Raw genomic sequence first — 21,966 nt, 5'->3', positions numbered from 1 at the left:
AGAGGATTTATGGAAGAACAAATTAAAGAAGCTTTAGCAGAAATTCAAAGAGGAACTGCAGAAATAATTGATATTGAAAGAATTGAAAAACTTATTAGAAACTATTATGAAAACGGTGAGAATTTTAATGTAAAAGCTGGCTTTGACCCAACTGCTCCTGATTTACACTTAGGACATACTGTTCTTATTCAAAAAATGGCAACATTTCAAAAACATGGTGGAATTGTACAATTTTTAATTGGAGACTTTACTGCTACTATTGGTGACCCAACTGGAAAAAGTGAAACTAGAAAAGTTTTAAGCCCAGAACAAGTATTACAAAATGCAGAGTCATATAAAGAGCAAGTATTTAAGATTTTGGATCCAGAGAAAACAAAAGTAATGTTTAACTCAAAATGGTTAAAAGAACTTGGAACAGCTGGTCTTATTAACTTAGCTTCTAACTTAACAGTAGCTAGAATGCTAGAAAGAGATGATTTCTCAAAAAGATATGCTTCAAATACTCCTATTGCAGTAAGTGAGTTTACTTATCCACTACTTCAAGGGTATGATTCTGTTGCAATGGATACTGATATTGAACTTGGAGGAACTGATCAAAAGTTTAACTTACTTATGGGAAGAACTCTACAAAAAGCATATGAGTGTAAAAAACAACAAGCTGTTTTAATGATGCCAATTTTAGAAGGATTAGATGGTGTTCAAAAAATGTCTAAATCCTTAGGAAATTATATTGGTGTTACAGATAAAGCAAATGATATGTTTGGAAAGGTATTATCTATCTCAGATGAATTAATGTGGAGATATTTTGAATTACTATCTTCAAAATCATTAAAAGAGATTGAGCAAATGCAAAAAGATGTAAATGATGGTTCTTTACATCCTAAAAAAGTAAAAGAATCTTTAGCTATGGAAATTGTTGAAAGATACCACGGTACTGGTTCTGGAGAAAAAGCAAAAGAAGAGTTCGAGAAAGTATTTGCTAAAAAAGATATTCCAAGTGATATGCCAGAGTTTGAATTAGAAGCTGGAATTTGGATTTGTCAAGCATTAGTTGATTCGGGATTAGTTAAGTCTACTTCACAAGCAAGAAGAGATGTTAAAGCAAATGCTGTTTCAATAAATCAAGAAAAAGTACAAGATGAAAAATTAAATTTAGAAGCGGGAGAATATATTTTACAAAAAGGTAAAAAAAGTTTCGCTAAGATAATAATAAAATAAAGAAGGTTAGATTTGAAAATAGGGAAATATGAGATAAAACACCCGATTATCCAAGGTGGAATGGGTGTTGGAATCAGCTGGGATCAATTAGCAGGAAATGTTAGTAAAGAAGGTGGTCTTGGAGTTATATCATCAGTAGGTACTGGTTATTATAAAAATGCCAGTGAAAACGTAAATATCGTTTTAAGAAAAGATAAACCAAAAGATGTAATGAACTTCTACTCACGAGATGCATTTTTTGAAATAGTAGAGAATGCAAGAAAAATCTGTGGAGACGCACCACTTGGATGTAACATTCTTCATGCTTGTAATGATTATGGAAGAATGGTAAAAGATGCCTGTGAAGCTGGTATAAATATTATCATCACTGGTGCAGGACTTCCTACAAATATGCCAAAATTTACTCAAGACTATCCTGAAGTAGCACTTGTTCCAATTGTAAGTTCTGCAAGAGCTTTAAAACTAATTTGCAAAAAATGGAAAAAATACAACAAAGTTCCAGATGCAATTATCGTTGAAGGTCCATTAAGTGGAGGACACCAAGGATTTAAATATGAAGACTGTTTCAAAGAAGAGTCTAAATTAGAGAACATAGTTCCTCCTGTAATTGAAGAAGCAAAAAATTGGGGAGAAGATATTCCTATTATTGCTGCTGGTGGAATCTGGGATAAAAATGACATTGATAAATTCATGGCTATGGGTTGTGCTGGTGTTCAAATGGCAACAAGATTCATTGGTACATATGAATGTGATGCAGATACAAACCTAAAAAAGGTTTTAATTGATTCAAAAGAAGATGATATTAAACTTATGAAATCTCCTGTTGGTCTTCCTGCAAGAGGTGTTATGACAAACCTTCAAAAATCTTTAGAAGAAAAAACTGCTCCAAAAGTAGTTTGTATTTCTAACTGTGTTGCTCCATGCCATAGAGGTGTTGAAGCAAGAGCAGTAGGATATTGTATTGCAGATAGACTTGGCGCTGCTTATCAAGGTGATTTAGATACAGGATTATTCTTCACTGGAGCAAATGGATATAAAGTTGATAGATTAATTTCAGTTCATGAATTAATGGAAAAACTTACAAAAGGAGAATAAAAATTCTTAAAAGATTTTTCCTTCAAACCTTTCTCATATTAACCTTAACTACAAACTCAATTCTTGCTAGTACTTTAGAAGAGTACAACGATGCAAGAATGGACTATTTAAAAGCTGTACTTAACAGTGATAAAGATAAAGAAATAAAAAATTTAAAGATACTTATTAAAGCTGGTAAAAAATTAAATAAAGATATTACAAAATACCAAAGTGAATTAAATAAATATAACAATCAAACAAAAAAACATATAAAAATAGAACTAATAGAAGTTGTAAAAACTAAAAAGACTACTAAAACAAAAATTTCTAAAGAGATTGAAAAAAGAGCAGAAGACTATAAATATACAATTAAAGCAGTTGAATCTAGAAAAAATATGATAATTATAGATTTTAAAACAAAAGTTTCTAAAAACTATATAAACTTCTTCGAAGAAAAAGTAAAATCTGGATATCAAGATATATACGATATTAAGGGTAGTTTTAAAGATGCCTACCCTACAAAATTAAGTATTGATGGGGTTAAACAAATAGTTATTAAACAAAAAACTCCTAATACTTTAAGAATACTTTTTGAAGATAATTATAACCTAAAAACTGTCTATTTCTTTGTAAATAATAAAAGACTAATTTTAAAAGTCCTTGATACAAAAAACAATGCTAGTAATAGTTCAAAAACTACTACTAAAAAACCTAAAAAGGTTCAATATAGACCTGGTCTTAATAAAGTTGTAGTTATTGATGCAGGACATGGAGGGAAAGATCCTGGAGGAATTGGTCCTAGAAAAAGATATGAAAAAGTTGTGGTATTTAAAGTAGCAAAATATTTAGAATCTCATTTGAAAAAAAGAGGATATAAAGTATATCTTACTAGAAACAAAGACAGATTTATAAAAGTGAGAAATAGAACTGTCTTAGCAAATAAAAAAAGTGCTGATATATTTATTTCAATTCATGCAAATGCTATTGGAAAAGCAAAAGCAAATAAATTAGAAGGAATAGAAACCTTCTTTTTAAGTCCAGCAAGAAGTGAAAGAGCTAAAAGAGTTGCAGCAAAAGAGAATGGTTCAGATGTTAGTAAAATGAATGGTTCTACAAAAAAAGCATTCTTAGAATCTTTAAATAGACCAAGAATTACTGCTTCACATAAACTATCAATTGATATTCAAAGAAATATGCTATTTAATGCAAGAAAAATCTATAAAGAAGTAGTTGATGGTGGAGTTAGAGAAGGACCATTTTGGGTTTTAGTTGGTGCACAAATGCCATCAGTTTTAATTGAAGTTGGATATATTACTCACCCTGAAGAGTCTAGAAGATTATATCAAACTAAATATCAAAAAGCATTAGCAAAAGGTATTGCTAATGGTGTCGATTCATATTTTCTAAAAAACCCTTAATTTTAGAGACTAATTGAGACTGTTTCTTTTTTATCTTTGGTAAATCTTTTATATCAAAAAACTTAACCTTTGAATTTTCCCATGAAAGATAGTTATCAAGAAGTTTATCTTTGGAAAAGAAAGAGTCAATACCTTCTATTTTATTAGCATTTACAATCCAAACACCAATATCTTTTTCATCATTCTCTTGAGAAAAATATTTTTCAAAAATAAAAGTAGGAACAGTTATTCCACACTCTTCTTTAAACTCTCTTTTTGCACACTCTTTTGAGCTTTCCCCTTTTAAGATAACACCTTTTAAGCATCCCCATCTATCAAGACTCTTAACAGACTTACAAAGTAAAACTTTAATACTTTCGTTCTGTATTTTATATAATAAAATTCCATATGCTTTAACTTTAGCCATTCTTCTTTCTCTTCTTATAAATAATATATGTACCACTAAACCACAAGAATAAAGGCAATAACAACGATAGTTCTGGCTTAATCACACCACTATTTGAAAACTTATATAGCATAAAAAAGATACCCCAAATAACTAATGTACCAAATATTGTTAATGATGTATAACTACCTACATTAAAGAATCTTCGATTTAATGAAGTGTAACTAAATATTATCATAATTAAAGGTAAAATAAAAAATGGTATAAAAATCTCATAATAGATTGCCGCTCTAATTTTATCTGTATTTACACCTTGTTTTTCAAGTAAAGACAATGCAGAAAATGCATCCATAATAGAAAAATTAGATTTTTCTTCATATACATTATCAAGAATTTTAGGTTTAAAGCCTTCTAAAGTATTTAAAAATTTTTCATATCTTACTTCTAATCTAGAAGTTTCAAAATTCATCTCTTTAGGTTTTTTAACTATTTTCGCATCAACAACATACCATTTATTATTTTGGAAATATGCTCTTTTTGCAATAATAGTTTCAACTAAATCTCTATCTTCTACTTTATAAATATGAATATCTTCTGCCTCTTTTCTTAAAGGATGAAGTTTTTTAAAGTAGATAAAATTATTATCATATTTTAAGAAAATATCAGATTTTGAACTAGAAAAATAGTTTCCATCAAGTATCTTTTTCTTTTGTTCATACGAGTATGCAAGTGGTGTTGTTTGAATAAATATTAAAATAGCTAATAAAATAAAAGAGATTATAACTACAGGAAAATAGATATTAACTCTTTTTGCACCTAAAGAAGAAAAAGCAACTAATTCATTGTTTCTAACAAAAATAACTAATGTAACAATCCATCCAAATACCAATGATAAGGGCAAAGTTAATGTTAATGTAAAAAAACTATTATACATAAGATATAAAAGTTGTAGATTGGCTGAAGCAGGCAAATCTTTCGAATTCTGTAAAAAGTCCATTCCTACAAAAAATAGTTGCAAGGACATTAATACAATAATAAAATTAATTAGGTATTTTTTTAAAATATATTTTGTTATTATTCTCATATCATTATTTCAATGTAAATTTAGATTTTACTTCGTCAATTGGTTCACTTTTAAGTGCTTCAATTGCTTTAATAGTATGAGTGATTATACCTTCTAATTTATTTAATTCCTCTTTTGAAAAGTTTGATAATACATAATTTGCAACGTCAGACTTATCTTCTGGCTTCCCTATTCCAATTCGTACACGAATATAATCCTTGCCAATATGTGAGTCCAATGACCTAAGACCATTATGTCCACCATGACCACCACCTATTTTAAACTTAACAGTTCCAAATGGTAAATCTAAATCATCATGAATAACGATTATATTTTCTATGTCAATTTTATAATAATCTTTGATAGCAACAACTGCTTGACCTGAGTTGTTCATATAAGTACTTGGTTTAACAAATAAGTTATAACCAGATTTTAAAACATCAGCTTTGAAGTTTGATTTATTTATATTTGAAGATTGTAGGCTTTTAGTCATTTCATCAATGACTAAAAAACCTACATTGTGTCTAGTTAATTGGTATTTTTCACCAATATTCCCAAGACCTACTATTAAATGCATTTTAAACCTAAGATTACTTAGCTTTAATTACACCTACGATTGGTACTCTTGGATCTAAGAAACATTGAACACCTTCTGGTAATTCTAAGTTTCTAACTAGGATGTTATCACCAGTATCAAGATCAGAAATTTCTAAATGGAAAGACTCTGGTAAGTTTTCAATTGTAGATTTAACTGGAACTCTTTTCTTATGATAAACAAATAGACCTTTATTTTTAAGACCTTTTGGTGTACCTTCTACAGTTACAGGAACTTTATAAGTAGTTTTAACACCTGGTTGTGCAACCATTAAATCAACATGAACTAAATCAGAAGTAATAGGATCTTTTTGATACTCTTGAACTACAACTTTGATTTGGTTTCCACCAACATTTACATCAAATGCAAGTGTTGTTTTGTTTCTTAAATATTTAATGAAATCATTCTTTTTGAATGCAGCATTAACGTTTTCTAAACCTTTTCCATAGATATTTGCAATTAAGTAACCATCTCTTCTTAAAGTTTTAGTTGCTTGTTTTGTTATACTATCTCTTATGATACCCTCTAACATAACATTTCCTTTGTTTTAAATTTTGAACGCGAATTTTACTTAAATTTATATTAAGATTTGTTTAAGAAGCTTATTTTATATTACGAATATAATAATATAGAGACTTTAACTCTTCATTTGTCATAAAATATGTTGGCATAACTTTTGATTCTGTTTTGTCAGATCTTAATTTATCTAAAAAAACTTCAAAGCTCACATTATTTATTGCTGGAGCAATAATCTTTTTTTCTACTAATTTTTTTGTTTTATTATCTCTTTGTTTATATTTTGCAATAACTACAGGTTTGTCACCTTTTCCATGACATTTTATACACCCTACTCCCCTTGGATTTTCATATAACATTGCACCATATTCAAATCTAGTTATAAAAGAATTATCTAAACTATTTGCAAAGAGAAAACTTGTCATAACTAAAACAAAACATACAAACTTCAATATAAGCCTTTATTATGTAATTCTATATTAAAAAAATTTTGGATATTATACTAGCTTAAAATTAAATAGATATGAGGCTATAACCCAATGACACTACTTGATGGAAAAGCATTATCAAATAAAATCAAAGAAGAAGTAAAAGTTGAAGTTGAAAAACTTAAAAATGAACAAAATATCACTCCAGGATTAGCTGTTGTTTTAGTTGGTGATGACGCAGCAAGTGCAACTTATGTAAATAGTAAACATAAATCATGTGAAGCAGCAGGAATTTATTCTGAAGTTCATACAAAAGATTCATCTACTACACAAGAAGAGTTATTAGAATTAATTGAAAAAATGAACAATGACCCAAAACTTGATGGTATTTTAGTTCAATTACCACTACCAAAGCATATTGATACAACTACTGTTTTAGAAGCAATCAATCCATTGAAAGATGTAGATGGATTCCACCCATGCAACGTAGGAAAAATGGTTTCAAATTTAGATTCATTTTTACCAGCAACACCATTTGGTGTAATGAGAATGTTTGAAGAGTATGGTATTGAACTATCTGGGAAAAATGCTGTTGTAATTGGTTCATCTGATATTGTTGGAAAACCAATGGCATCACTTTTAATCAATGCGAAAGCTACAGTGACTGTTTGTAACTCTAGAACAAAAGATTTAAGTGCTCATACAAAAGCTGCTGATATTGTTGTTATTGCAGTTGGTGTACCACATTTATTAAAAGCAGACATGATAAAAGAAGGTGCAGTTGTTATTGATGTTGGTATCAATAGACTTGATACTGGAAAACTTACAGGTGACGCAGACTTTGAAGACTGCAAAGACAAATGTTCATTTATAACGCCAGTTCCAGGTGGAGTTGGACCAATGACAATTGGTATGCTTCTTAAAAATACACTTAAAGCTGCATATTTAAGAGATAAAAGAGAAAGTAAATAATGCTTAGAAAACTATATAACTGGTCTTCTTCTTGGACTGGCACAATTGTAATTGTTTTAACAATTATATTTTTTGTTGCTCAAGCCTTTGTTATTCCAAGTGGAAGTATGAAAAATACTCTACTTATTGGGGATATGCTTTTTGTTAAAAAGTTTTCATATGGTATTCCTGTTCCTAGAATTCCTTGGATTGAAGTACAAGTATTGCCTGATTTTAATGATAATGGTCACTTAATTGAAGGTGATAGACCTAAAAGAGGTGATATTGTTGTATTTAGATATCCAAATAATGACAATATTCACTATGTAAAAAGAGCTGTGGCGCTTCCTGGTGATATTATTGCATTAAAGGAAAAACATCTATTTTTACATCCACATGAAGGTAATGAATATGTTAAGAAAAACTATCCAAAAGAAAAAATCATTGAAACAGGTGGAAAACTTTTTGTAGTTGATCCATATAAAGATGACCATCCAGGAATTCACAATGACCCAAGTGTAGTAAGAGATGGTTTACAACCATATCAATTATTTGATATGATGCCTATAAAAATACCTGAAGATGAATTCTTTATGATGGGAGATAATAGAGATCACTCAAATGATTCAAGATTTTGGGGAACAGTTAACTATAAATATATAGTTGGAAAACCTTGGTTTATCTATTTTTCTTGGGATGAAAATAAAGAAGTTAGATGGGAAAGAGTATTTAGAACTGTTGAATCTATAGAAGAAGATATGCGAGGAAAAGAGTTAGAAATAAATCATGAAAAAGGAATATACTAAGATGAAATACTTTATTGCAGCAGACCATGCTGGTATTGATTTTAAAGCTTTTGTAAAGGAGCTTTTTGAAACAAGAGGTCATGAAGTAATTGACTTAGGACCAAATACAAAAGATAGAGTTGATTATCCAGATTTTGCAGCAAAACTATGTAAAGAAGTTCTTGCAAATGAAGGAAGCAAAGGTATTTTAATCTGTGGTTCTGGAATTGGTATGTCTATGGCAGCTAATAAATTTGATGGAATTAGAGCTGCACTTTGTCACAATGAATATTCTGCAAAAATGGCAAGGGAACACAATGATGCAAATGTACTTTGCTTAGGAGAGAGAGTTTCAGGTCCTGGAATGATTGAAGCGATTGTTGATTCATGGTTAAACTCATCTTTTGAAGGTGGAAGACATGAAGGAAGAGTTGAAAAAATAAACAACTTATTTGGTTCTTGTAGAGTTTAAAATGGGACTTGAAAGATTATCTTTCAAGCCTCATCAAAACTCCATCTTCATTTTCATAATAATTTTTTAAAATCTTTATTTCTTCAAACCCAAATTTTTTGTATAAATTTATTGCTTTTTTATTTGAACTTCTTACTTCAAGTTGCAAAGACTTTTTTTCTAAGTTCTTCAAACTATACTCGATTAAAGTAGTAGCTAAACCTAACCCTTGATATTTATCTAAAATAGCTAAGGAATAAAGACGAAAGAAGTTTTTTCTTTCTAACCATAAAATGTAGCCTACTGTTTCACCAATTTTAACCTTATAAACTATACTATTTTTTAAATGATAATAAAAAGAAGCAAGACTTAAAGCAAAACAGTCCCCTTTAAAAACACTACTTTCTATTTCAAAAAGTTTTTTTGCATCACATCTTGATGCTTTAACTATTCTCATTTTTGATAAATTGTATATTTAGGAATTAACATATTAGGTCTATATGACATTTTTACTTTTTTTAAGTTTTCAAATCCCATATCATCACCAACATTTATATACTCTACTTTATATTTATCTTTTAATAGTTTTGTAAATTCTCTAAATATAAATTGAGCACAACCTAAAATTTCAAAATCCGTTTTTTCAATAATTATACTTGCAGTATCTCCATTTATATTTTCACCTACAGTAAAACCTTTTATTTCATCATCAATGTAAATTGCTAAACCTATTAAATCAAGATTTTCATAATCATTTATTAATCTTTTAATTGCAAATCTTTCAAAGTAAATTCCATCTAAAAACACTTCTACTTCTTCTTTAGGCATATAAGTTGTTCTATCTTTTACCCACTTATTAAATAAGTTTAAAATATCTGCTCCATGTTTTTGTTTATCTAAAACTTCTATTCTATAGTTTGGATATATCTTTTTAAATTTATTAATTTCATTTCTTTTTGATTTATAAGAGTCCCCTTTTAACTCAATTAAATCATCAACTTTATAAATATAATCAACAAGTTTTTTTTCAATAATAAAGTCCTTTAACATTTCATAGATTAAAGTACCTTCTTCTAAATAATCAACAAAACCTTCAAGAATATTTTCATGCACATACTCTATTTTTGAATAGTTTTTATTGCTATTATGAGTATTCATTATTTCAAAACACTCTAATATTGCTTTGTATGTGTTTTTATTTTTTCCTAAAGGAGGAAGAAGCATTGACATTTCACCTGAATTTAGAATAAAAAGACAAAAAGTATCATTTACAATAGTATAAAAACCTGTTGCAGTTGATAACCAAACATAATTACCAGAAAATGTATAATCACTTAAGTTTACATTTACTTGTTTTAAATAGTGTTCCATCTCTTCTTTTGCTCTTAAATCAAAATGTTTAAGCTTGTAGTTGTTTATTGTCAACGTTGACATTTATTATTTATCCTTAGATTTATTTTGCGAAATTATACACCTAATTTCAAAATTTGCGTCAAAAATTTAAAAAATTATTTCTAAGCGCCTATTTATCATTATTATGTGATAATCGACAGCAAAAAAAAAGAGTTATTATGAGAGAAGATTGGGTTGCTTATGTTGTAGTTTTAACAGTTGTTGCTTTAATGCTATTAGGTAAAAAAATGATGTTTTTTACTGATGATTCAAAAGATAAAAAGGATGATAAATGATTAATCCTAGAATAATAGATTATATCTTCTCTTCTGCATCTATTCAAAGATGGAATGATTACCCAAGAATGGTTGAGCTTGTAGAACTTGATAAACAAGCTCACAAATTTATTATTGCTTATTTTATTGCAAAATTTGAAAAAGACATAAACTATACTCATCTAATAGAAGCTGGTGTTTTTGAGTTTCTAAGACGAGTTGTTGTAACTGATATTAGACCTGATGTTTTTAGAAATGCTTTACAAAAAAGAGCTAAAGAGATTAACTCATGGGTAATTGCAAATTTAAAAGACTCTTTACAAGATATCGATAACGGTATATTTTTACAAAAATTTGAAGACTATTTAAACAATCCCGAAATGTATAAAAAAGAGAGATTTATATTAAAAGCGGCCTCATACTTATCTACAAAATGGGAATTTTCTATTGTATATCAAACTTCACAATTTCTTTCAGATATTGAAGATGTTAAAAAAAGTGTAGAAGAAGAGATTGAAGACTATTATGAATTAATTGGTGTTAGAAAAATTGCACTAAATAAAAAGCTTGCAAAAATAGTTGATTTAAGTGGAAGACTTAGATTTCAAAAAAGATGGGCACAAACTCCTAGAATTCCAGAAACTTCTGTTTTAGGTCATATGCTTACTGTTGCTATTTTCTCTTACTTTTACTCTCTTGAAGTAAATGCTTGTGATAAAAGGTTAGAAAACAATTTCTTTGTTTCACTTTTTCATGATTTACCTGAAGCTTTAACAAGAGATATAATTACTCCAGTAAAATATTCAGTTGATGACTTATCAGATATTATTGCAGAGTATGAAATCAAAAAAATAAATGATGAAATCTTACCAAATATTCCAGACTTTATCCATGATGAGTTTTGTTATATACTTGGAATGTTTGAAGAACATAAAGATGAGTTTGAAAATAGAATCTATGAAGATGGAAATATAAAACTTGTGGATGATGTCTCAAAATACAATATGGATAAATATAAAGCAATAGATGGCATTGCACTTAAACAATGTGATAAATTATCTGCTTTTGTTGAAGCAAGTTTATCTATTTCTCATGGTATAAAATCAAAAGAATTAGTTAATGGCAAAAAACAGATTATGAAATCTTTCAAAAAAGTTCAAGGTGTTGACTTTGAAGCAATTGCTAAAAAAATTGATGAAGAGTTTTGTACTACAGGACAAACCCAAGTTAGAATGGACTTTGATTAATTTTTATACAAAATTTTTAAAAAAAAGATTGACTCTTTTATAAATATTAGTTAATATTGAATATAAACTTTATAAAGGAGCTTTTCAAATGAGATTTTTTAACTTAATAACTTTAAAAATTAATCATATAATTTGTTTTGCCCTTATGAACTTATGCAGACATACTTGCATAAGTATTCACCCTATTAAATTTATTCAAAACTTATTAGTTCAAGAAAAAAACCTTATTCTTATCGCCAGATAGACCCTTCCAACAATTAATTAAAACTTAATGTTAATTGTTTCTTGGAATAACTAATTTGTATATTAATTATTCAGATTAGAATGGGTCTTTCAAATATTATTAAAAATCAAAATTAAAAAAAGGATCTAAAATGGCAAATGAAATTACAACTTTTGAAAGAAGTGAATCAGAAATTAGAGCATATTGTAGAGCAGTTCCAACAGTATTTAAAAAATCTAAAAATGCTGTTATGACAGATGAAAATGATAAAGAGTTTATTGACTTCTTTGCAGGAGCAGGTGTTTTAAACTTTGGTCACAATAATCCAAAGATGAAAGAAGCGATTATAGATTTTATTCAAAGAGATGGTGTTATTCACTCTTTAGATATGTTTACAGATGTAAAAAGAGAGTTTATTGATACTTTCGTTGAAACAGTTTTAAAGCCACGTGGATGGGAAGATAGAAAACTTCAATTTACAGGACCAACTGGAACAAATGCAGTTGAAGCTGCATTAAAACTAGCTAGAAAAGTAACAGGAAGAACTGAAGTAGTTGCTTTTAATAGAGGTTTTCATGGAATGACTCTTGGAGCATTAGCTTGCACAGCTAATAATGCATTTAGAAGTAGCTCAGGTGTTCCTTTAACAAATGTTATTAGAGATACTTTTAATGATATGGAAGCTTTAAAAAACTTAAGACAAAAAATGTTTGATTTAGGCTCAGGTATGCTTCCTCCAGCTGCATTTATTGTAGAGCCTGTTCAAGCAGAAGGTGGAGTTAGAGTTGCTACAAAAGAGTGGTTACAAGGGGTTCAAAAACTAGCAAATGACACAGGAGCATTATTTATACTTGATAGTATTCAATGTGGTTGTGGAAGATGTGGTAGCTACTTTAGTTTTGATGATCTAGATGTTGATCCAGATATTATTATTTTAGCAAAAGGATTAGGAGGAGTAGGAACTCCAATTGGGATGCTAGTAAATAAACCTGGAATAGATAAAGCTTGGAATCCAGGACAACATACTGGTACATTTAGAGGACAAGGTTTATCTTTTGTTGCAGGTAAAGTAGGTATTGAATATTTCAAAGATGAACAGTTTAATAATGAAACAAAAAGAAAAGGTGACATTATTAGAAAAGTCCTAGATAACTTAGACTCTAAATACTCACAAGTAGTTGATATTAGACAAAAAGGAATGATGTTAGCTATTGAGTTTGATAGTGCTAGTACAGTAAAAGAGATAACTGGTAAATGTTATGAAAATGGCTTAATTATTGGTGCTTGCTCAACGGGTGAGATTATCAAATTTATTCCTCCTTTAACAATTGAAGAAGATGTTTTAAATGAAGGTTTAAATAGATTTGTAGCTTCTGTTGAAGCAGTATTAGCGTAACATTTTAAAAGGATAATATTATGGGATACAGTAATACACACTTTAAATCAATCAACCCATATACGCAAGAAGTAGTATATGAAATAAAAATGCATACACAGCAAGAAGCAAGAGAAATTTTAGAAAAAGCCCAAGATGTTTTTGAAACAACTTGGGAAGATACAAGTTATGAACAAAGAGCAGAACTTTTAAATAATGTAGCAAATGAAATGAAAGAAAACCTTGATTATTATGCTCTTCCAATGACAGAAGAGATGGGAAAACCTATCAATGAAGCAAGGGGTGAAGTAAATAAAGCTGCATGGGCAGCAGAACATTATGCACAATTTGGAAAAGATTACTTAAAACCTGAATATCTTGAGTCAGATGCTACTGAAAGTTATGTTCAATATCTACCATTAGGTGTAACTTTAGGTATTTTACCTTGGAATGCGCCATTTTGGTTGGCATTTAGATATTTAGCTCCTGCACTTATGTCTGGTAATGCTTGTGTTATGAAGCATGATTCTCACACTCCACTTTGTGCAGTTAAAATTGTTGAAGCCTTTGAAAAAGCTGGTGCTCCTAAAAACTTAGTACAAAACTTAGTAATTGGGCATGAAAGCCTAGAGTCAGTTATTAGAAATCCTATTGTAAAAGGAGTTTCTTTAACAGGTTCTTCAAAAGCTGGTGCAAGCGTTGGAGCTATTGCAGGAAGTGAAATAAAACCAGTTGTTTTAGAATTAGGAGGAAGTGATCCGGCTATTGTTTTAGCAGATACTACTGATTTAGAAAAAGCTGCTGATACTATTGTACTTTCAAGATATATCAATGCAGGACAATCTTGTATTGCAGCAAAAAGAATTATTGTAGAAGAACCTATATATGAAGAGTTTATTGAGCTATTAAAAACAAGATTTGAGAAATTAAAACTTGGTGATCCAAAAGATGAATCAACTACTATTGGACCAATAGCAAGACGTGAACTTGTTGAAGAGATGCACAATCAAGTAGATAGATCTGTTCAAGCTGGAGCAAGACTTGTTTTAGGAGGTCAAAGACATGAAGGTCAAGGCTTCTTTTTCCCAGTTACAATGCTAGCAGATGTAAATCCTGGAATGGTAGTATCATGCCAAGAAACATTTGGTCCAATTGCAGCAGTAATAAAAGCAAAAGATGAAAAAGATGCAATAAAAATTGCTAATGATACAGAATATGGTCTTGGTGGTTCAATTTGGACAGGAGATGTTGAAAAAGGTAAAAAATTAGCAGGAAAAATTGTTACAGGACAAGTTTCTGTAAATGGGATTGTTAAATCAGATCCTAGACTTCCAAGTGGTGGTGTAAAAAAATCTGGACTTGGAAAAGAGTTAGGACCACATGGTATTAAAATGTTTGTAAATACACAACAAGTGTGGGTAGGTCCAGCGAAATAGACTGAGAATAAAAGGAAAAACTATGCAAGCAAAATTACCTTTTACAAAAAAAGAGTATATTCAAAGAATTAGAAAAGTAAAAGCAATGATGCAACAAAGAAGAATTGATGTTTTACTTGCTACTGACCCTGGAAATATGAACTGGCTTACAGGGTATGATGGTTGGTCTTTTTATGTTCATCAAGGAGTAATAATCTCACTTGATGAAGAAGAACCAATTTGGTTTGGAAGACTTATGGATAAAAATGCAGCCTTAATTAAATGTTATATGAAAGAAGAGAATCTATATGGTTATCCTGAAAAGTATGTACAAAATTTAGATGAACACCCAATGACTTGGATTGGAGAAAATATTATAAATAAAAAAGGCTGGGGAAAACTAAATATTGCAACAGAAAGAGACAACTATTATTATTCTGCAGAAGCACACTTTAGATTAATAGCAACTCTTCCAAATGCAAGTTTTATAAATGCAAATAACTTAGTAAATTGGGCAAGGGGTAAAAAGAGTAAAAAAGAGATTGAGTACATGAAGATTGCAGGAAAAATTACTCAAAAAATACATCAAAGAGTACTTGATATTGTAAGAGTAGGTATTCCTAAAAGTCATGTTGTATCACAAATCTATGAAACTGCTATAGAAGGAGTTGACGGATTTGGAGGGGATTATCCATCAATTGTTCCCCTACTTCCTTCAGGTCCTGATGCATCTGCTTCTCATATTACATGGGATGATCGACCTTTTAAAAAGAAAGAAGCGACTTTTTTTGAAATATCAGGATGCTATAAAAGGTACCATGCTCCAATGTCAAGAACTATTTTTATGGGAAAACCTGAACAAAAATTTCTTGATGCAGAAAAAGCTTTACAAGAAGCTATTTATGCAGGATTAGAAGAAGCAAAACCTGGAAATAGAACTTGTGATATAGCAAATGCTGTAGATAGAGTAATGAAAAAATTTGGAATAGATAGAAATGATGCAAGGTGTGGTTATCCTATTGGAGTTAGTTATCCACCTGACTGGGGTGAAAGAACTTGTAGTTTAAGAGCTTCAGACTTAACAGTTTTAGAAGAAGGTATGACATTCCACTTTATGCCAGGAATTTGGCAAGATGACTGGGGAATGGAAATTACAGAGAGTATTTTAATTACAGAAAATGGAGCAGAAACACTATCTGATTTTCCTAGAAAACTGTTTATAAAATAATATTTAAAGGAGTTATTATGTATAAAAGTTTTGATGAAGTAATAGATTATGCAATAAATTTTAGACATAATTTACATAAAAACCCTGAATTAAAATGGGAAGAAACTAATACTTCAAAAAATATCCGTGATATTTTAGAACAACATGATATTCCTTATAAAACATATGCAAATACAGGGACAGTTGGTTTACTTGCCCAAGATAAAAAGGGACCTCATATCGCCTTAAGAGGAGATATTGATGCCCTACCTTTAGAAGAAAAAACTGACGTATCATATAAATCACAAAAGCCACAGTGCATGCATGCTTGTGGTCATGATGGACATACTGCAACATTAATTGCAACTGCAATATGGTTAAAACAAAATGAAGATAAACTTCCAAATCCAGTATCATTAGTTTTCCAACCTGCTGAAGAAGGAGGACATGGAGCTAAAAAGATGATTGAAGAAGGTTGTCTAGAAGGTGTTGATATGATATTTGGTTGGCACAATTGGCCAGCTATAAAATTTGGTCAAGCAGTTTGTCCAAATGGTACAGTTATGGCTGGAAATGGAACTTTTCATATTGATGTTAAAGGACGAGGCGGACACTCTTCTCAACCTGAACTTTGTAAAGACCCAGTTTTAGCTTCAAGTGCTATTACAATAGCCTTACAACAAATTGTTGCAAGGCAAATTGCACCTCAAGATAGTGTTGTTGTTTCAGTTACTTCTGTAGATGCAAGAGGTGAGCTTACTACTATTCCTGATAATGCAAAAATAGAAGGAAGTATTAGAGTTCCTACAATTGAGCTAAAACAATTTGTTTTTGAACAAATAGAAAAAATCACTAAAGATGTTGCAAAAGCTTATAATGTAGAAGTTGAAATTGAATTAAGAGATAGATATCAAGCTACAATAAATCATGAAATACAAGCTTCTATGATGAGAGAAGCTTTAAAACAAACTCTTGGTGAAAACTGGCAAAGTAGTATTCCTACGCCTATTATGGCTAGTGAAGATTTTAGTTATTATTTAAATACAATTCCTGGAGCCTTTGCACTTATTGGAAGTGATGATGGAGTAGAAAAACATCAAAAACCTTGTCATAATGTCTATTATGACTTTAATGATAAACTAATAAAACCAGCTAGTACTACACTTATGAGACTAGCTAATTTTGATTTTGATTAAACTAAGAAGTAAACCTTCTTAGTTTAAAAAGTATATTTTAGATTTACATAAAAATATCTTCCTGGATCATTTATAAGAGTTTGTTCCCCTGAAGTAGCAATATATTTAATATCTTGATAAGTGTTTGTAGAAGCATATGTTTTATCAAATAAATTATCAACACCAAGTGTTAAAATAAAATTTTTATTTAAATCTCTATCATACTTCATATTAACAACAGCATATCCATCCAATTCTTGTTCATTGGCTGAACTATCATATTCATTCCAGTTATCAACTGCAACAAGTTCTGTAGTAAATTTAGATACATCTTTTTGATATGTTAAACTTAAGTTCATTTTTAATGGTGGGATTTCTGCTAAATCTTTATCTGCATAATTTCCATCTTTTTTACCCCTTTGATAGGCAAGACCATAATCTAAAATAAACTCATCATTTAATAAATAGTACCCGTTTACACTTGCACCATAAATTTTTGCATCAATATTCTCAAAAACTCCTGCTCCCATATTATAAATATAATCATCAAGTTTTGAATAAAATAGTTTACTTTTTATATTAAAATCTCCCATTGTCTTTTCAAAACCTAAATCAATTTCATAGTTTTTTGTAGCCTCTAAATCATGATTAGTTGAGCTATAATATAACTCTCTTGCATCTGGAACCCTTGAAGATTTACCAAAGCTAGCAAAAACTTTAGTATCTTCATCAAGATTATAAATAGAGAAGATATAGCCATTTAACTCATTATAGTCTCTATCAGTTTTCGATGAATCAGTAACATCAATATTAGTATCATCATATCTAGCACCTACTTCTAAATCAAGTGCTCCAAATGATTTTTTAAAAGTAGAAAACATAGCAATATTTCTTGTATCAGTTGATGATAATGATATACTATTCATTGTACCTGTAGAGTTATACATTCTACCTCTCCAGTTTCTTGTACTTGTATCAAGTCCAACTAATAACTCACCATTAGCAACATCAAGCTTATTTTTTAGTTTTGCACCCCAAATTGAAGATTTCATATGGTTAGTCATTACTGCCATAGGAGCCATCATACCGTTTGTTCTATTTCTTAAAGCTGTACTCATTGGGTGATCAACTTTTGAATAGTAGTATTCTAAGTTTAACTCTTTTGAATATTCACCTAAATTTCTTTTAGTATAATCAAAGGTATAAATATCTGAATCATCATAATCTGCATCCATTGGAGTATTTGGATATAAAACATTATCACTTCTATTTGCTGTATATGATACTGTTATATCAGAAGAATCATCTATATTAAAAATCGCCTTTGTAAGGATAGTCTCTTTTTCATAGGCTTCAATATCATCACTTTTATATCTATTTGAGAATGGAACATTTTTTTCAATTTGTTGCTGTAAAAAATCATTGCCATCACCATCTTCATATTGGTCTGATTCTTCTTTTGAAGCTGATAATAATAGTTTTACATATTCATTTCCTCCACTAACTGTAAATGAAGCTTTTTTATAACCATAACTACCCACACCTAGATTAATATCGCCATTTAGTTTTTCACTTACTTGCTTTGTTTTAACTTTTACTAAACCACTTAAAGTACCAAAGTTCTCAACATCATATGGTCCTTCAATAACTTCTACACTTTCAATGTTATTTGTTAAAACATGAGAAGTAGTAGGATCCATCCTATTTGGACAAGCACCATAGATTTTGCTATTATCTATCAAAACATTAATATTATCTTTTTTCGCTCCTCTTAAGATAATATCATTTGCAATACCACTTCTTCTTACTAAACTAATAGAAGGAACTTTTTTAGTAAGAGTTTCAGCTAAGTCAGCTGATTTTATTTGTTCACTACTAATATTATTTACAACTTTTTTATTTACCTTTTCAGAAACTTCAAGTGATGGTAAATCTATTGTGTCATTAGCTAATAAAGAAAATGTACAAGCCATAGATAAAGAAATAATCTTTTTCATTAAACGTCCTTTATATTTTTTATTATTCTAATTTTCTACTGTTAATTAATTGTTAAAATTTATATAGTTTTAAGAAAAGAGTTGAAACTTTTTTTATTTTGTTTTATGATATACTTCCACAAAGGATTTTTATGGCTAAAATTACACTTGATATTGATGAAAAAAATTTAAAAACAGTTATGCATATTTTAGATAATTTAAAAGATGGTCTTATAAATAATATCTCAACGAATAGACAATATAAAACAGCAAAACCAATTTCTAGTTCTATAGATAGATCAGCTAAAACTTCATCTTCTTCAAATAAATATTTAAGTCCTAGTGAATTTAAAAAAAGACTACAAGGAAACTAATCATGCAAATAATGTTAATAGCGATTTTATTTATAATTTTAGTAGCTTATATAATATATAAAGTAAATGGAAAGTTTGAAGGAAAAGAGTTTGCTATTTTAATTACTGTTTTAGTTTTAAGTGGTATTCTAACTTATGTTTTAATAGAAGATAAAAAGCAAGAAGTTCCAGAGATTTTTAAAACAAAATATGAGAATACACACAATGTTAAAATCTCAAAATTCACATTTGAAAGACTAAATAATAAAACGGTTTCTTCAAAAACTAACTTTATTTATGATTTTGATTTTATCACTTTAAAAGCAGGAGAAGAATATCTTTGTAGTGTAAAAAATGTAAAAGCAGTAAAAATAGAAGATGAGTTTGTTTTTGAAAATTTTGATAATCTTAATGAAAAATGCACAAAGAAATAGAAAATGTCATTGGAAAAAACATTTTTAAGAAATATAAAGAAAACAACAAATCAACTTAAAAATCTTCCTTTGCATAAAATGGATAATGATTATAAAACATTAAAAAAAGCATTTGATATAGCCTATGAAAATGAACTCTTTTCTTTCCATAAATATTCTATAAAAAACCCTGAATTATTAAAGTTTAGATTATTTAGGAAAATAACACCCTATTCTGGGTCTTTGTCTTTTTTAGCAATTCAAATACTTGCAGCAAATTCAATTATGACAAAAAATGACTTCAAAAGAAAAGAGCATTTTTTTAATAAAAAATGTGGTATTTCAATAAATCACTTAAGAGATAATAAAACTGTAATAAATGCTAAAAAATGTAAAGATGGATATAAACTAAATGGACATCTTACTTGGGCTAGTGGCTATAAAATCTTTGATAAACTTTTAATTGGATTTCACTACGACAATAAAGAGTACGAAGCAATTGCTAGCTTTAAAAAGAAAAAAGGTTTCAATATTCTTGAAACTCCAGAAACTTTTGTAGGCTACTCTTTAAATACAGTAAATATAAAATTAGATGATTTTTTTATAAAAGAAGAGAATATAGTATCATCCCATGAAATAGGACACTATACAAAAAATAAATCTTTATCAAAAACTATTCATTATGCCCTTTATGGAATTGCATTAGGTGCAATGAAAAATATTGATAATGAAAAATTAAAAAAAGAGTCTAAAAAAAGAATAAATAAATTAAAAGATACTTTTATTAAAACAGAAAATCCAGCTTATTTAGATCAAATAAGAATAGACTTATTTACAACAATTCAAGATATTATTACAACGGCAATGATTTTAAATGGTGGTAAATCTATTTTAATAGATAAAAATCTACAAAGATTTTATAGAGAAATTATAATGTTTAATTCAAATGGCTTAAATTCTCATATCAAAAGCCTATTTTTAGAAAAGTTTATCTAAAAATAGTTTATTGACCTCCTCCAACATTTGCAGCTAATTCATCATGTAAATCTTCTGTTTTTGGATTCTTATCGAATTTTTCTTTTACTTTAGTTAGATTATCAATTATACTATCGATATTTTCATATGGAACTTCAACTTGTCCTGTTATTCTATCATTTTCTAAAATCTCAATTTTAACTATAGAATCACTAAATTCACCATATGGTTTATCAACATAATAAATATTAATCGAATCTTTCTTAAAGTGATGAGCTAATCTAATTGAATCAACTTTTGTAACTGTTTTCATAATCAACTCCTTTTTTTAACTAATTAATAATAACAGTAATAATAAAATTTGTAAATAAAATTAAAAAACTAATTTTTTCTTTTATTATTGAGGTTTAAAGGATTTTTTTGTTTTACATACATGTGGAAATAAACAGTTATCACAATCTGGACTTAGTGCTTTACATGTATATCTTCCAAATAACACCATAGCTTGATGAAAAATATGTAAATCATCTTTTAGTTTCTTTACTAATTCTAATTCAGTCTTTTCAACCGTTTTTTCATATGAAAGTCCAAGTCTATGAGAAACTCTAAAAACATGAGTATCAACAGCCATTAAATTTGCACCTTCAAACTCAATCATAAATACATTTGCTGTTTTATTTCCAACACCAGCAAGTTTAATAAGCTCTTTTTGATTATGTGGAATATCTCCATCATAGTTTGCAATAACACTTTGTGCCATCTTTATGATATTTTTTGCTTTATTATTAAAAAATGAACAAGTTTTAAGTAACTCTTTTACATCTTCAAGATCTGCATCTGCTAGTTCAAAAACAGAAGGATACTTTTCAAAAAGTGCAGGTGTAATAATATTTACTCTTTTATCTGTACATTGAGCAGATAAAATAATTGCTATTAATAGTTCATAATCATTTTTATAATTTAATTCAGTAACTGCACCTGAATATTTTTCTTGGAATGCTTCTTTTATTATTTGAATCTCTTCTTTTGTTGCTTTTTTAAGTCTTGGCAAAATAT

General features: G+C 28.9%; 24 protein-coding genes. 14 read left to right on the top strand and 10 right to left on the bottom strand.

Annotation, left to right across the window (positions count from 1 at the left end; genetic code table 11):
- Positions 1–9: 9 nt before the first annotated feature.
- The 3 genes from tyrS to CRV01_RS09525 all read left to right on the top strand — a co-directional run bounded on the left by tyrS (position 10) and on the right by CRV01_RS09525 (position 3,710).
- Complete coding sequence (gene tyrS / locus CRV01_RS09535; RefSeq protein ID WP_129007976.1) at positions 10–1,218, top strand: tyrosine--tRNA ligase; 1,209 nt, start codon at positions 10–12, stop codon at positions 1,216–1,218.
- A gap of 12 nt (positions 1,219–1,230) precedes the next feature.
- On the top strand, positions 1,231–2,313 hold the full coding sequence (locus tag CRV01_RS09530; RefSeq protein ID WP_129007975.1) for a nitronate monooxygenase: 1,083 nt from the start codon (positions 1,231–1,233) through the stop codon (positions 2,311–2,313).
- A 98-nt stretch (positions 2,314–2,411) separates the two neighbouring features.
- Positions 2,412–3,710: an N-acetylmuramoyl-L-alanine amidase gene (locus tag CRV01_RS09525; protein ID WP_129007974.1), complete on the top strand. Its 1,299-nt coding sequence runs from the start codon at positions 2,412–2,414 to the stop codon at positions 3,708–3,710.
- On the opposite strand, the gene CRV01_RS09520 is transcribed toward CRV01_RS09525, so the two are convergent.
- From CRV01_RS09520 to CRV01_RS09500, 5 genes are all read right to left on the bottom strand, one after another.
- Entirely contained in the window at positions 3,673–4,116 is a 444-nt protein-coding gene (locus tag CRV01_RS09520; protein ID WP_129007973.1) for an NUDIX domain-containing protein, read from the bottom strand. The two genes, CRV01_RS09525 and CRV01_RS09520, sit on opposite strands and share 38 nt — an antisense overlap.
- Positions 4,109–5,179 carry an LptF/LptG family permease gene (locus tag CRV01_RS09515; protein ID WP_129007972.1) on the bottom strand — a complete coding sequence of 357 codons (1,071 nt, stop codon included), beginning with the start codon at positions 5,177–5,179 and terminating at the stop codon, positions 4,109–4,111. The genes CRV01_RS09520 and CRV01_RS09515 overlap by 8 nt, the downstream gene beginning before the upstream one ends.
- A 4-nt stretch (positions 5,180–5,183) precedes the next feature.
- Positions 5,184–5,735, bottom strand: a complete 552-nt coding sequence (gene pth, locus CRV01_RS09510; RefSeq protein ID WP_129007971.1) for an aminoacyl-tRNA hydrolase — start codon at positions 5,733–5,735, stop codon at positions 5,184–5,186.
- Positions 5,736–5,748: 13 nt separating this feature from the next.
- A complete protein-coding gene (locus CRV01_RS09505) occupies positions 5,749–6,285 on the bottom strand; it encodes a 50S ribosomal protein L25/general stress protein Ctc (protein WP_129007970.1) in 537 nt (178 codons plus the stop codon).
- A 70-nt stretch (positions 6,286–6,355) separates the two neighbouring features.
- Positions 6,356–6,721, bottom strand: coding sequence for a c-type cytochrome (locus CRV01_RS09500; protein WP_258238380.1), 366 nt, complete (start codon positions 6,719–6,721; stop codon positions 6,356–6,358).
- A gap of 87 nt (positions 6,722–6,808) precedes the next feature.
- On the opposite strand from CRV01_RS09500, the gene folD reads away from it, so the two are divergent.
- The 3 genes from folD to rpiB are packed head-to-tail and all read left to right on the top strand — an operon-like array spanning position 6,809 to position 8,905.
- On the top strand, positions 6,809–7,669 hold the full coding sequence (gene folD, locus CRV01_RS09495) for a bifunctional methylenetetrahydrofolate dehydrogenase/methenyltetrahydrofolate cyclohydrolase FolD (RefSeq protein ID WP_129007969.1): 861 nt from the start codon (positions 6,809–6,811) through the stop codon (positions 7,667–7,669).
- A complete protein-coding gene (gene lepB, locus CRV01_RS09490; protein WP_129007968.1) occupies positions 7,669–8,454 on the top strand; it encodes a signal peptidase I in 786 nt (261 codons plus the stop codon). Before folD ends, lepB begins: the two co-directional genes overlap by 1 nt.
- A gap of 1 nt (position 8,455) precedes the next feature.
- Positions 8,456–8,905, top strand: coding sequence for a ribose 5-phosphate isomerase B (gene rpiB / locus CRV01_RS09485; RefSeq protein WP_129007967.1), 450 nt, complete (start codon positions 8,456–8,458; stop codon positions 8,903–8,905).
- Positions 8,906–8,921: 16 nt separating this feature from the next.
- Here rpiB and CRV01_RS09480 read toward each other — a convergent pair whose 3' ends face one another.
- Together CRV01_RS09480 and CRV01_RS09475 are read right to left on the bottom strand one after the other, a co-directional pair.
- Positions 8,922–9,341 (bottom strand): GNAT family N-acetyltransferase, encoded by a 420-nt coding sequence (locus CRV01_RS09480; protein WP_129007966.1) that lies wholly within the window; start codon positions 9,339–9,341, stop codon positions 8,922–8,924.
- The gene (locus tag CRV01_RS09475) at positions 9,338–10,318 is read right to left on the bottom strand and encodes a DUF2156 domain-containing protein (protein ID WP_129007965.1); all 981 of its coding nucleotides are present in this window, start codon (positions 10,316–10,318) and stop codon (positions 9,338–9,340) included. The genes CRV01_RS09480 and CRV01_RS09475 overlap by 4 nt, the downstream gene beginning before the upstream one ends.
- Before the next feature lie 250 nt (positions 10,319–10,568).
- Here CRV01_RS09475 and CRV01_RS09470 point away from each other — a divergent pair, with 250 nt between their 5' ends.
- The 5 genes from CRV01_RS09470 (at position 10,569) to doeB2 (ending at position 17,214) form a co-directional block, all read left to right on the top strand.
- Entirely contained in the window at positions 10,569–11,798 is a 1,230-nt protein-coding gene (locus CRV01_RS09470; protein WP_129007964.1) for an HD domain-containing protein, read from the top strand.
- Positions 11,799–12,172: 374 nt separating this feature from the next.
- Entirely contained in the window at positions 12,173–13,417 is a 1,245-nt protein-coding gene (locus CRV01_RS09465) for a diaminobutyrate--2-oxoglutarate transaminase (RefSeq protein ID WP_129007963.1), read from the top strand.
- A gap of 20 nt (positions 13,418–13,437) precedes the next feature.
- Positions 13,438–14,832 carry an NAD-dependent succinate-semialdehyde dehydrogenase gene (locus tag CRV01_RS09460; RefSeq protein ID WP_129007962.1) on the top strand — a complete coding sequence of 465 codons (1,395 nt, stop codon included), beginning with the start codon at positions 13,438–13,440 and terminating at the stop codon, positions 14,830–14,832.
- A gap of 22 nt (positions 14,833–14,854) precedes the next feature.
- Positions 14,855–16,039 (top strand): M24 family metallopeptidase, encoded by a 1,185-nt coding sequence (locus CRV01_RS09455; RefSeq protein WP_129007961.1) that lies wholly within the window; start codon positions 14,855–14,857, stop codon positions 16,037–16,039.
- 17 nt (positions 16,040–16,056) lie between these two features.
- Complete coding sequence (doeB2, locus tag CRV01_RS09450) at positions 16,057–17,214, top strand: N(2)-acetyl-L-2,4-diaminobutanoate deacetylase DoeB2 (protein WP_129007960.1); 1,158 nt, start codon at positions 16,057–16,059, stop codon at positions 17,212–17,214.
- Between the two features lie 23 nt (positions 17,215–17,237).
- Here the strand turns inward: doeB2 and CRV01_RS09445 are convergent, their stop codons facing one another.
- A complete protein-coding gene (locus tag CRV01_RS09445) occupies positions 17,238–19,190 on the bottom strand; it encodes a TonB-dependent siderophore receptor (RefSeq protein ID WP_129007959.1) in 1,953 nt (650 codons plus the stop codon).
- Between the two features lie 131 nt (positions 19,191–19,321).
- On the opposite strand from CRV01_RS09445, the gene CRV01_RS09440 reads away from it, so the two are divergent.
- From CRV01_RS09440 to CRV01_RS09430, 3 genes are read left to right on the top strand one after another with little or no spacing between them, the layout of a single operon-like run.
- Positions 19,322–19,543: a hypothetical protein gene (locus tag CRV01_RS09440; RefSeq protein WP_129007958.1), complete on the top strand. Its 222-nt coding sequence runs from the start codon at positions 19,322–19,324 to the stop codon at positions 19,541–19,543.
- Between the two features lie 2 nt (positions 19,544–19,545).
- Positions 19,546–19,956 (top strand): hypothetical protein, encoded by a 411-nt coding sequence (locus CRV01_RS09435; protein WP_129007957.1) that lies wholly within the window; start codon positions 19,546–19,548, stop codon positions 19,954–19,956.
- 3 nt (positions 19,957–19,959) lie between these two features.
- Positions 19,960–20,931, top strand: coding sequence for a hypothetical protein (locus CRV01_RS09430; protein ID WP_129007956.1), 972 nt, complete (start codon positions 19,960–19,962; stop codon positions 20,929–20,931).
- 7 nt (positions 20,932–20,938) lie between these two features.
- On the opposite strand, the gene CRV01_RS09425 is transcribed toward CRV01_RS09430, so the two are convergent.
- Positions 20,939–21,223: a hypothetical protein gene (locus tag CRV01_RS09425; protein WP_129007955.1), complete on the bottom strand. Its 285-nt coding sequence runs from the start codon at positions 21,221–21,223 to the stop codon at positions 20,939–20,941.
- A gap of 84 nt (positions 21,224–21,307) precedes the next feature.
- Positions 21,308–21,961, bottom strand: a complete 654-nt coding sequence (gene nth / locus CRV01_RS09420; protein WP_129007954.1) for an endonuclease III — start codon at positions 21,959–21,961, stop codon at positions 21,308–21,310.
- Between the last annotated feature and the right edge of the window lie 5 nt (positions 21,962–21,966).

The sequence above is a fragment of the Arcobacter sp. CECT 8983 genome, assembly GCF_004118855.1.
In the GTDB taxonomy this organism is placed as follows: domain Bacteria; phylum Campylobacterota; class Campylobacteria; order Campylobacterales; family Arcobacteraceae; genus Halarcobacter.
This window is presented reverse-complemented; position numbering and strand designations above follow the sequence as displayed.

What these genes read in the sequence shown, in the direction of transcription:
- CRV01_RS09425 (WP_129007955.1), bottom strand. Translation starts at nt 21,223, where the DNA reads ATGAAAACAGTTACAAAAGTTGATTCAATTAGATTAGCTCATCACTTT.
- CRV01_RS09440 (WP_129007958.1), top strand. Translation starts at nt 19,322, where the DNA reads ATGGCTAAAATTACACTTGATATTGATGAAAAAAATTTAAAAACAGTT.
- pth (WP_129007971.1), bottom strand. Translation starts at nt 5,735, where the DNA reads ATGCATTTAATAGTAGGTCTTGGGAATATTGGTGAAAAATACCAATTA.
- CRV01_RS09455 (WP_129007961.1), top strand. Translation starts at nt 14,855, where the DNA reads ATGCAAGCAAAATTACCTTTTACAAAAAAAGAGTATATTCAAAGAATT.
- tyrS (WP_129007976.1), top strand. Translation starts at nt 10, where the DNA reads ATGGAAGAACAAATTAAAGAAGCTTTAGCAGAAATTCAAAGAGGAACT.
- rpiB (WP_129007967.1), top strand. Translation starts at nt 8,456, where the DNA reads ATGAAATACTTTATTGCAGCAGACCATGCTGGTATTGATTTTAAAGCT.
- CRV01_RS09465 (WP_129007963.1), top strand. Translation starts at nt 12,173, where the DNA reads ATGGCAAATGAAATTACAACTTTTGAAAGAAGTGAATCAGAAATTAGA.
- CRV01_RS09470 (WP_129007964.1), top strand. Translation starts at nt 10,569, where the DNA reads ATGATTAATCCTAGAATAATAGATTATATCTTCTCTTCTGCATCTATT.
- CRV01_RS09435 (WP_129007957.1), top strand. Translation starts at nt 19,546, where the DNA reads ATGCAAATAATGTTAATAGCGATTTTATTTATAATTTTAGTAGCTTAT.
- CRV01_RS09475 (WP_129007965.1), bottom strand. Translation starts at nt 10,318, where the DNA reads ATGTCAACGTTGACAATAAACAACTACAAGCTTAAACATTTTGATTTA.
- CRV01_RS09525 (WP_129007974.1), top strand. Translation starts at nt 2,412, where the DNA reads ATGGACTATTTAAAAGCTGTACTTAACAGTGATAAAGATAAAGAAATA.
- lepB (WP_129007968.1), top strand. Translation starts at nt 7,669, where the DNA reads ATGCTTAGAAAACTATATAACTGGTCTTCTTCTTGGACTGGCACAATT.
- CRV01_RS09460 (WP_129007962.1), top strand. Translation starts at nt 13,438, where the DNA reads ATGGGATACAGTAATACACACTTTAAATCAATCAACCCATATACGCAA.
- CRV01_RS09480 (WP_129007966.1), bottom strand. Translation starts at nt 9,341, where the DNA reads ATGAGAATAGTTAAAGCATCAAGATGTGATGCAAAAAAACTTTTTGAA.
- CRV01_RS09430 (WP_129007956.1), top strand. Translation starts at nt 19,960, where the DNA reads ATGTCATTGGAAAAAACATTTTTAAGAAATATAAAGAAAACAACAAAT.
- doeB2 (WP_129007960.1), top strand. Translation starts at nt 16,057, where the DNA reads ATGTATAAAAGTTTTGATGAAGTAATAGATTATGCAATAAATTTTAGA.
- CRV01_RS09505 (WP_129007970.1), bottom strand. Translation starts at nt 6,285, where the DNA reads ATGTTAGAGGGTATCATAAGAGATAGTATAACAAAACAAGCAACTAAA.
- folD (WP_129007969.1), top strand. Translation starts at nt 6,809, where the DNA reads ATGACACTACTTGATGGAAAAGCATTATCAAATAAAATCAAAGAAGAA.
- CRV01_RS09520 (WP_129007973.1), bottom strand. Translation starts at nt 4,116, where the DNA reads ATGGCTAAAGTTAAAGCATATGGAATTTTATTATATAAAATACAGAAC.
- CRV01_RS09515 (WP_129007972.1), bottom strand. Translation starts at nt 5,179, where the DNA reads ATGAGAATAATAACAAAATATATTTTAAAAAAATACCTAATTAATTTT.
- CRV01_RS09445 (WP_129007959.1), bottom strand. Translation starts at nt 19,190, where the DNA reads ATGAAAAAGATTATTTCTTTATCTATGGCTTGTACATTTTCTTTATTA.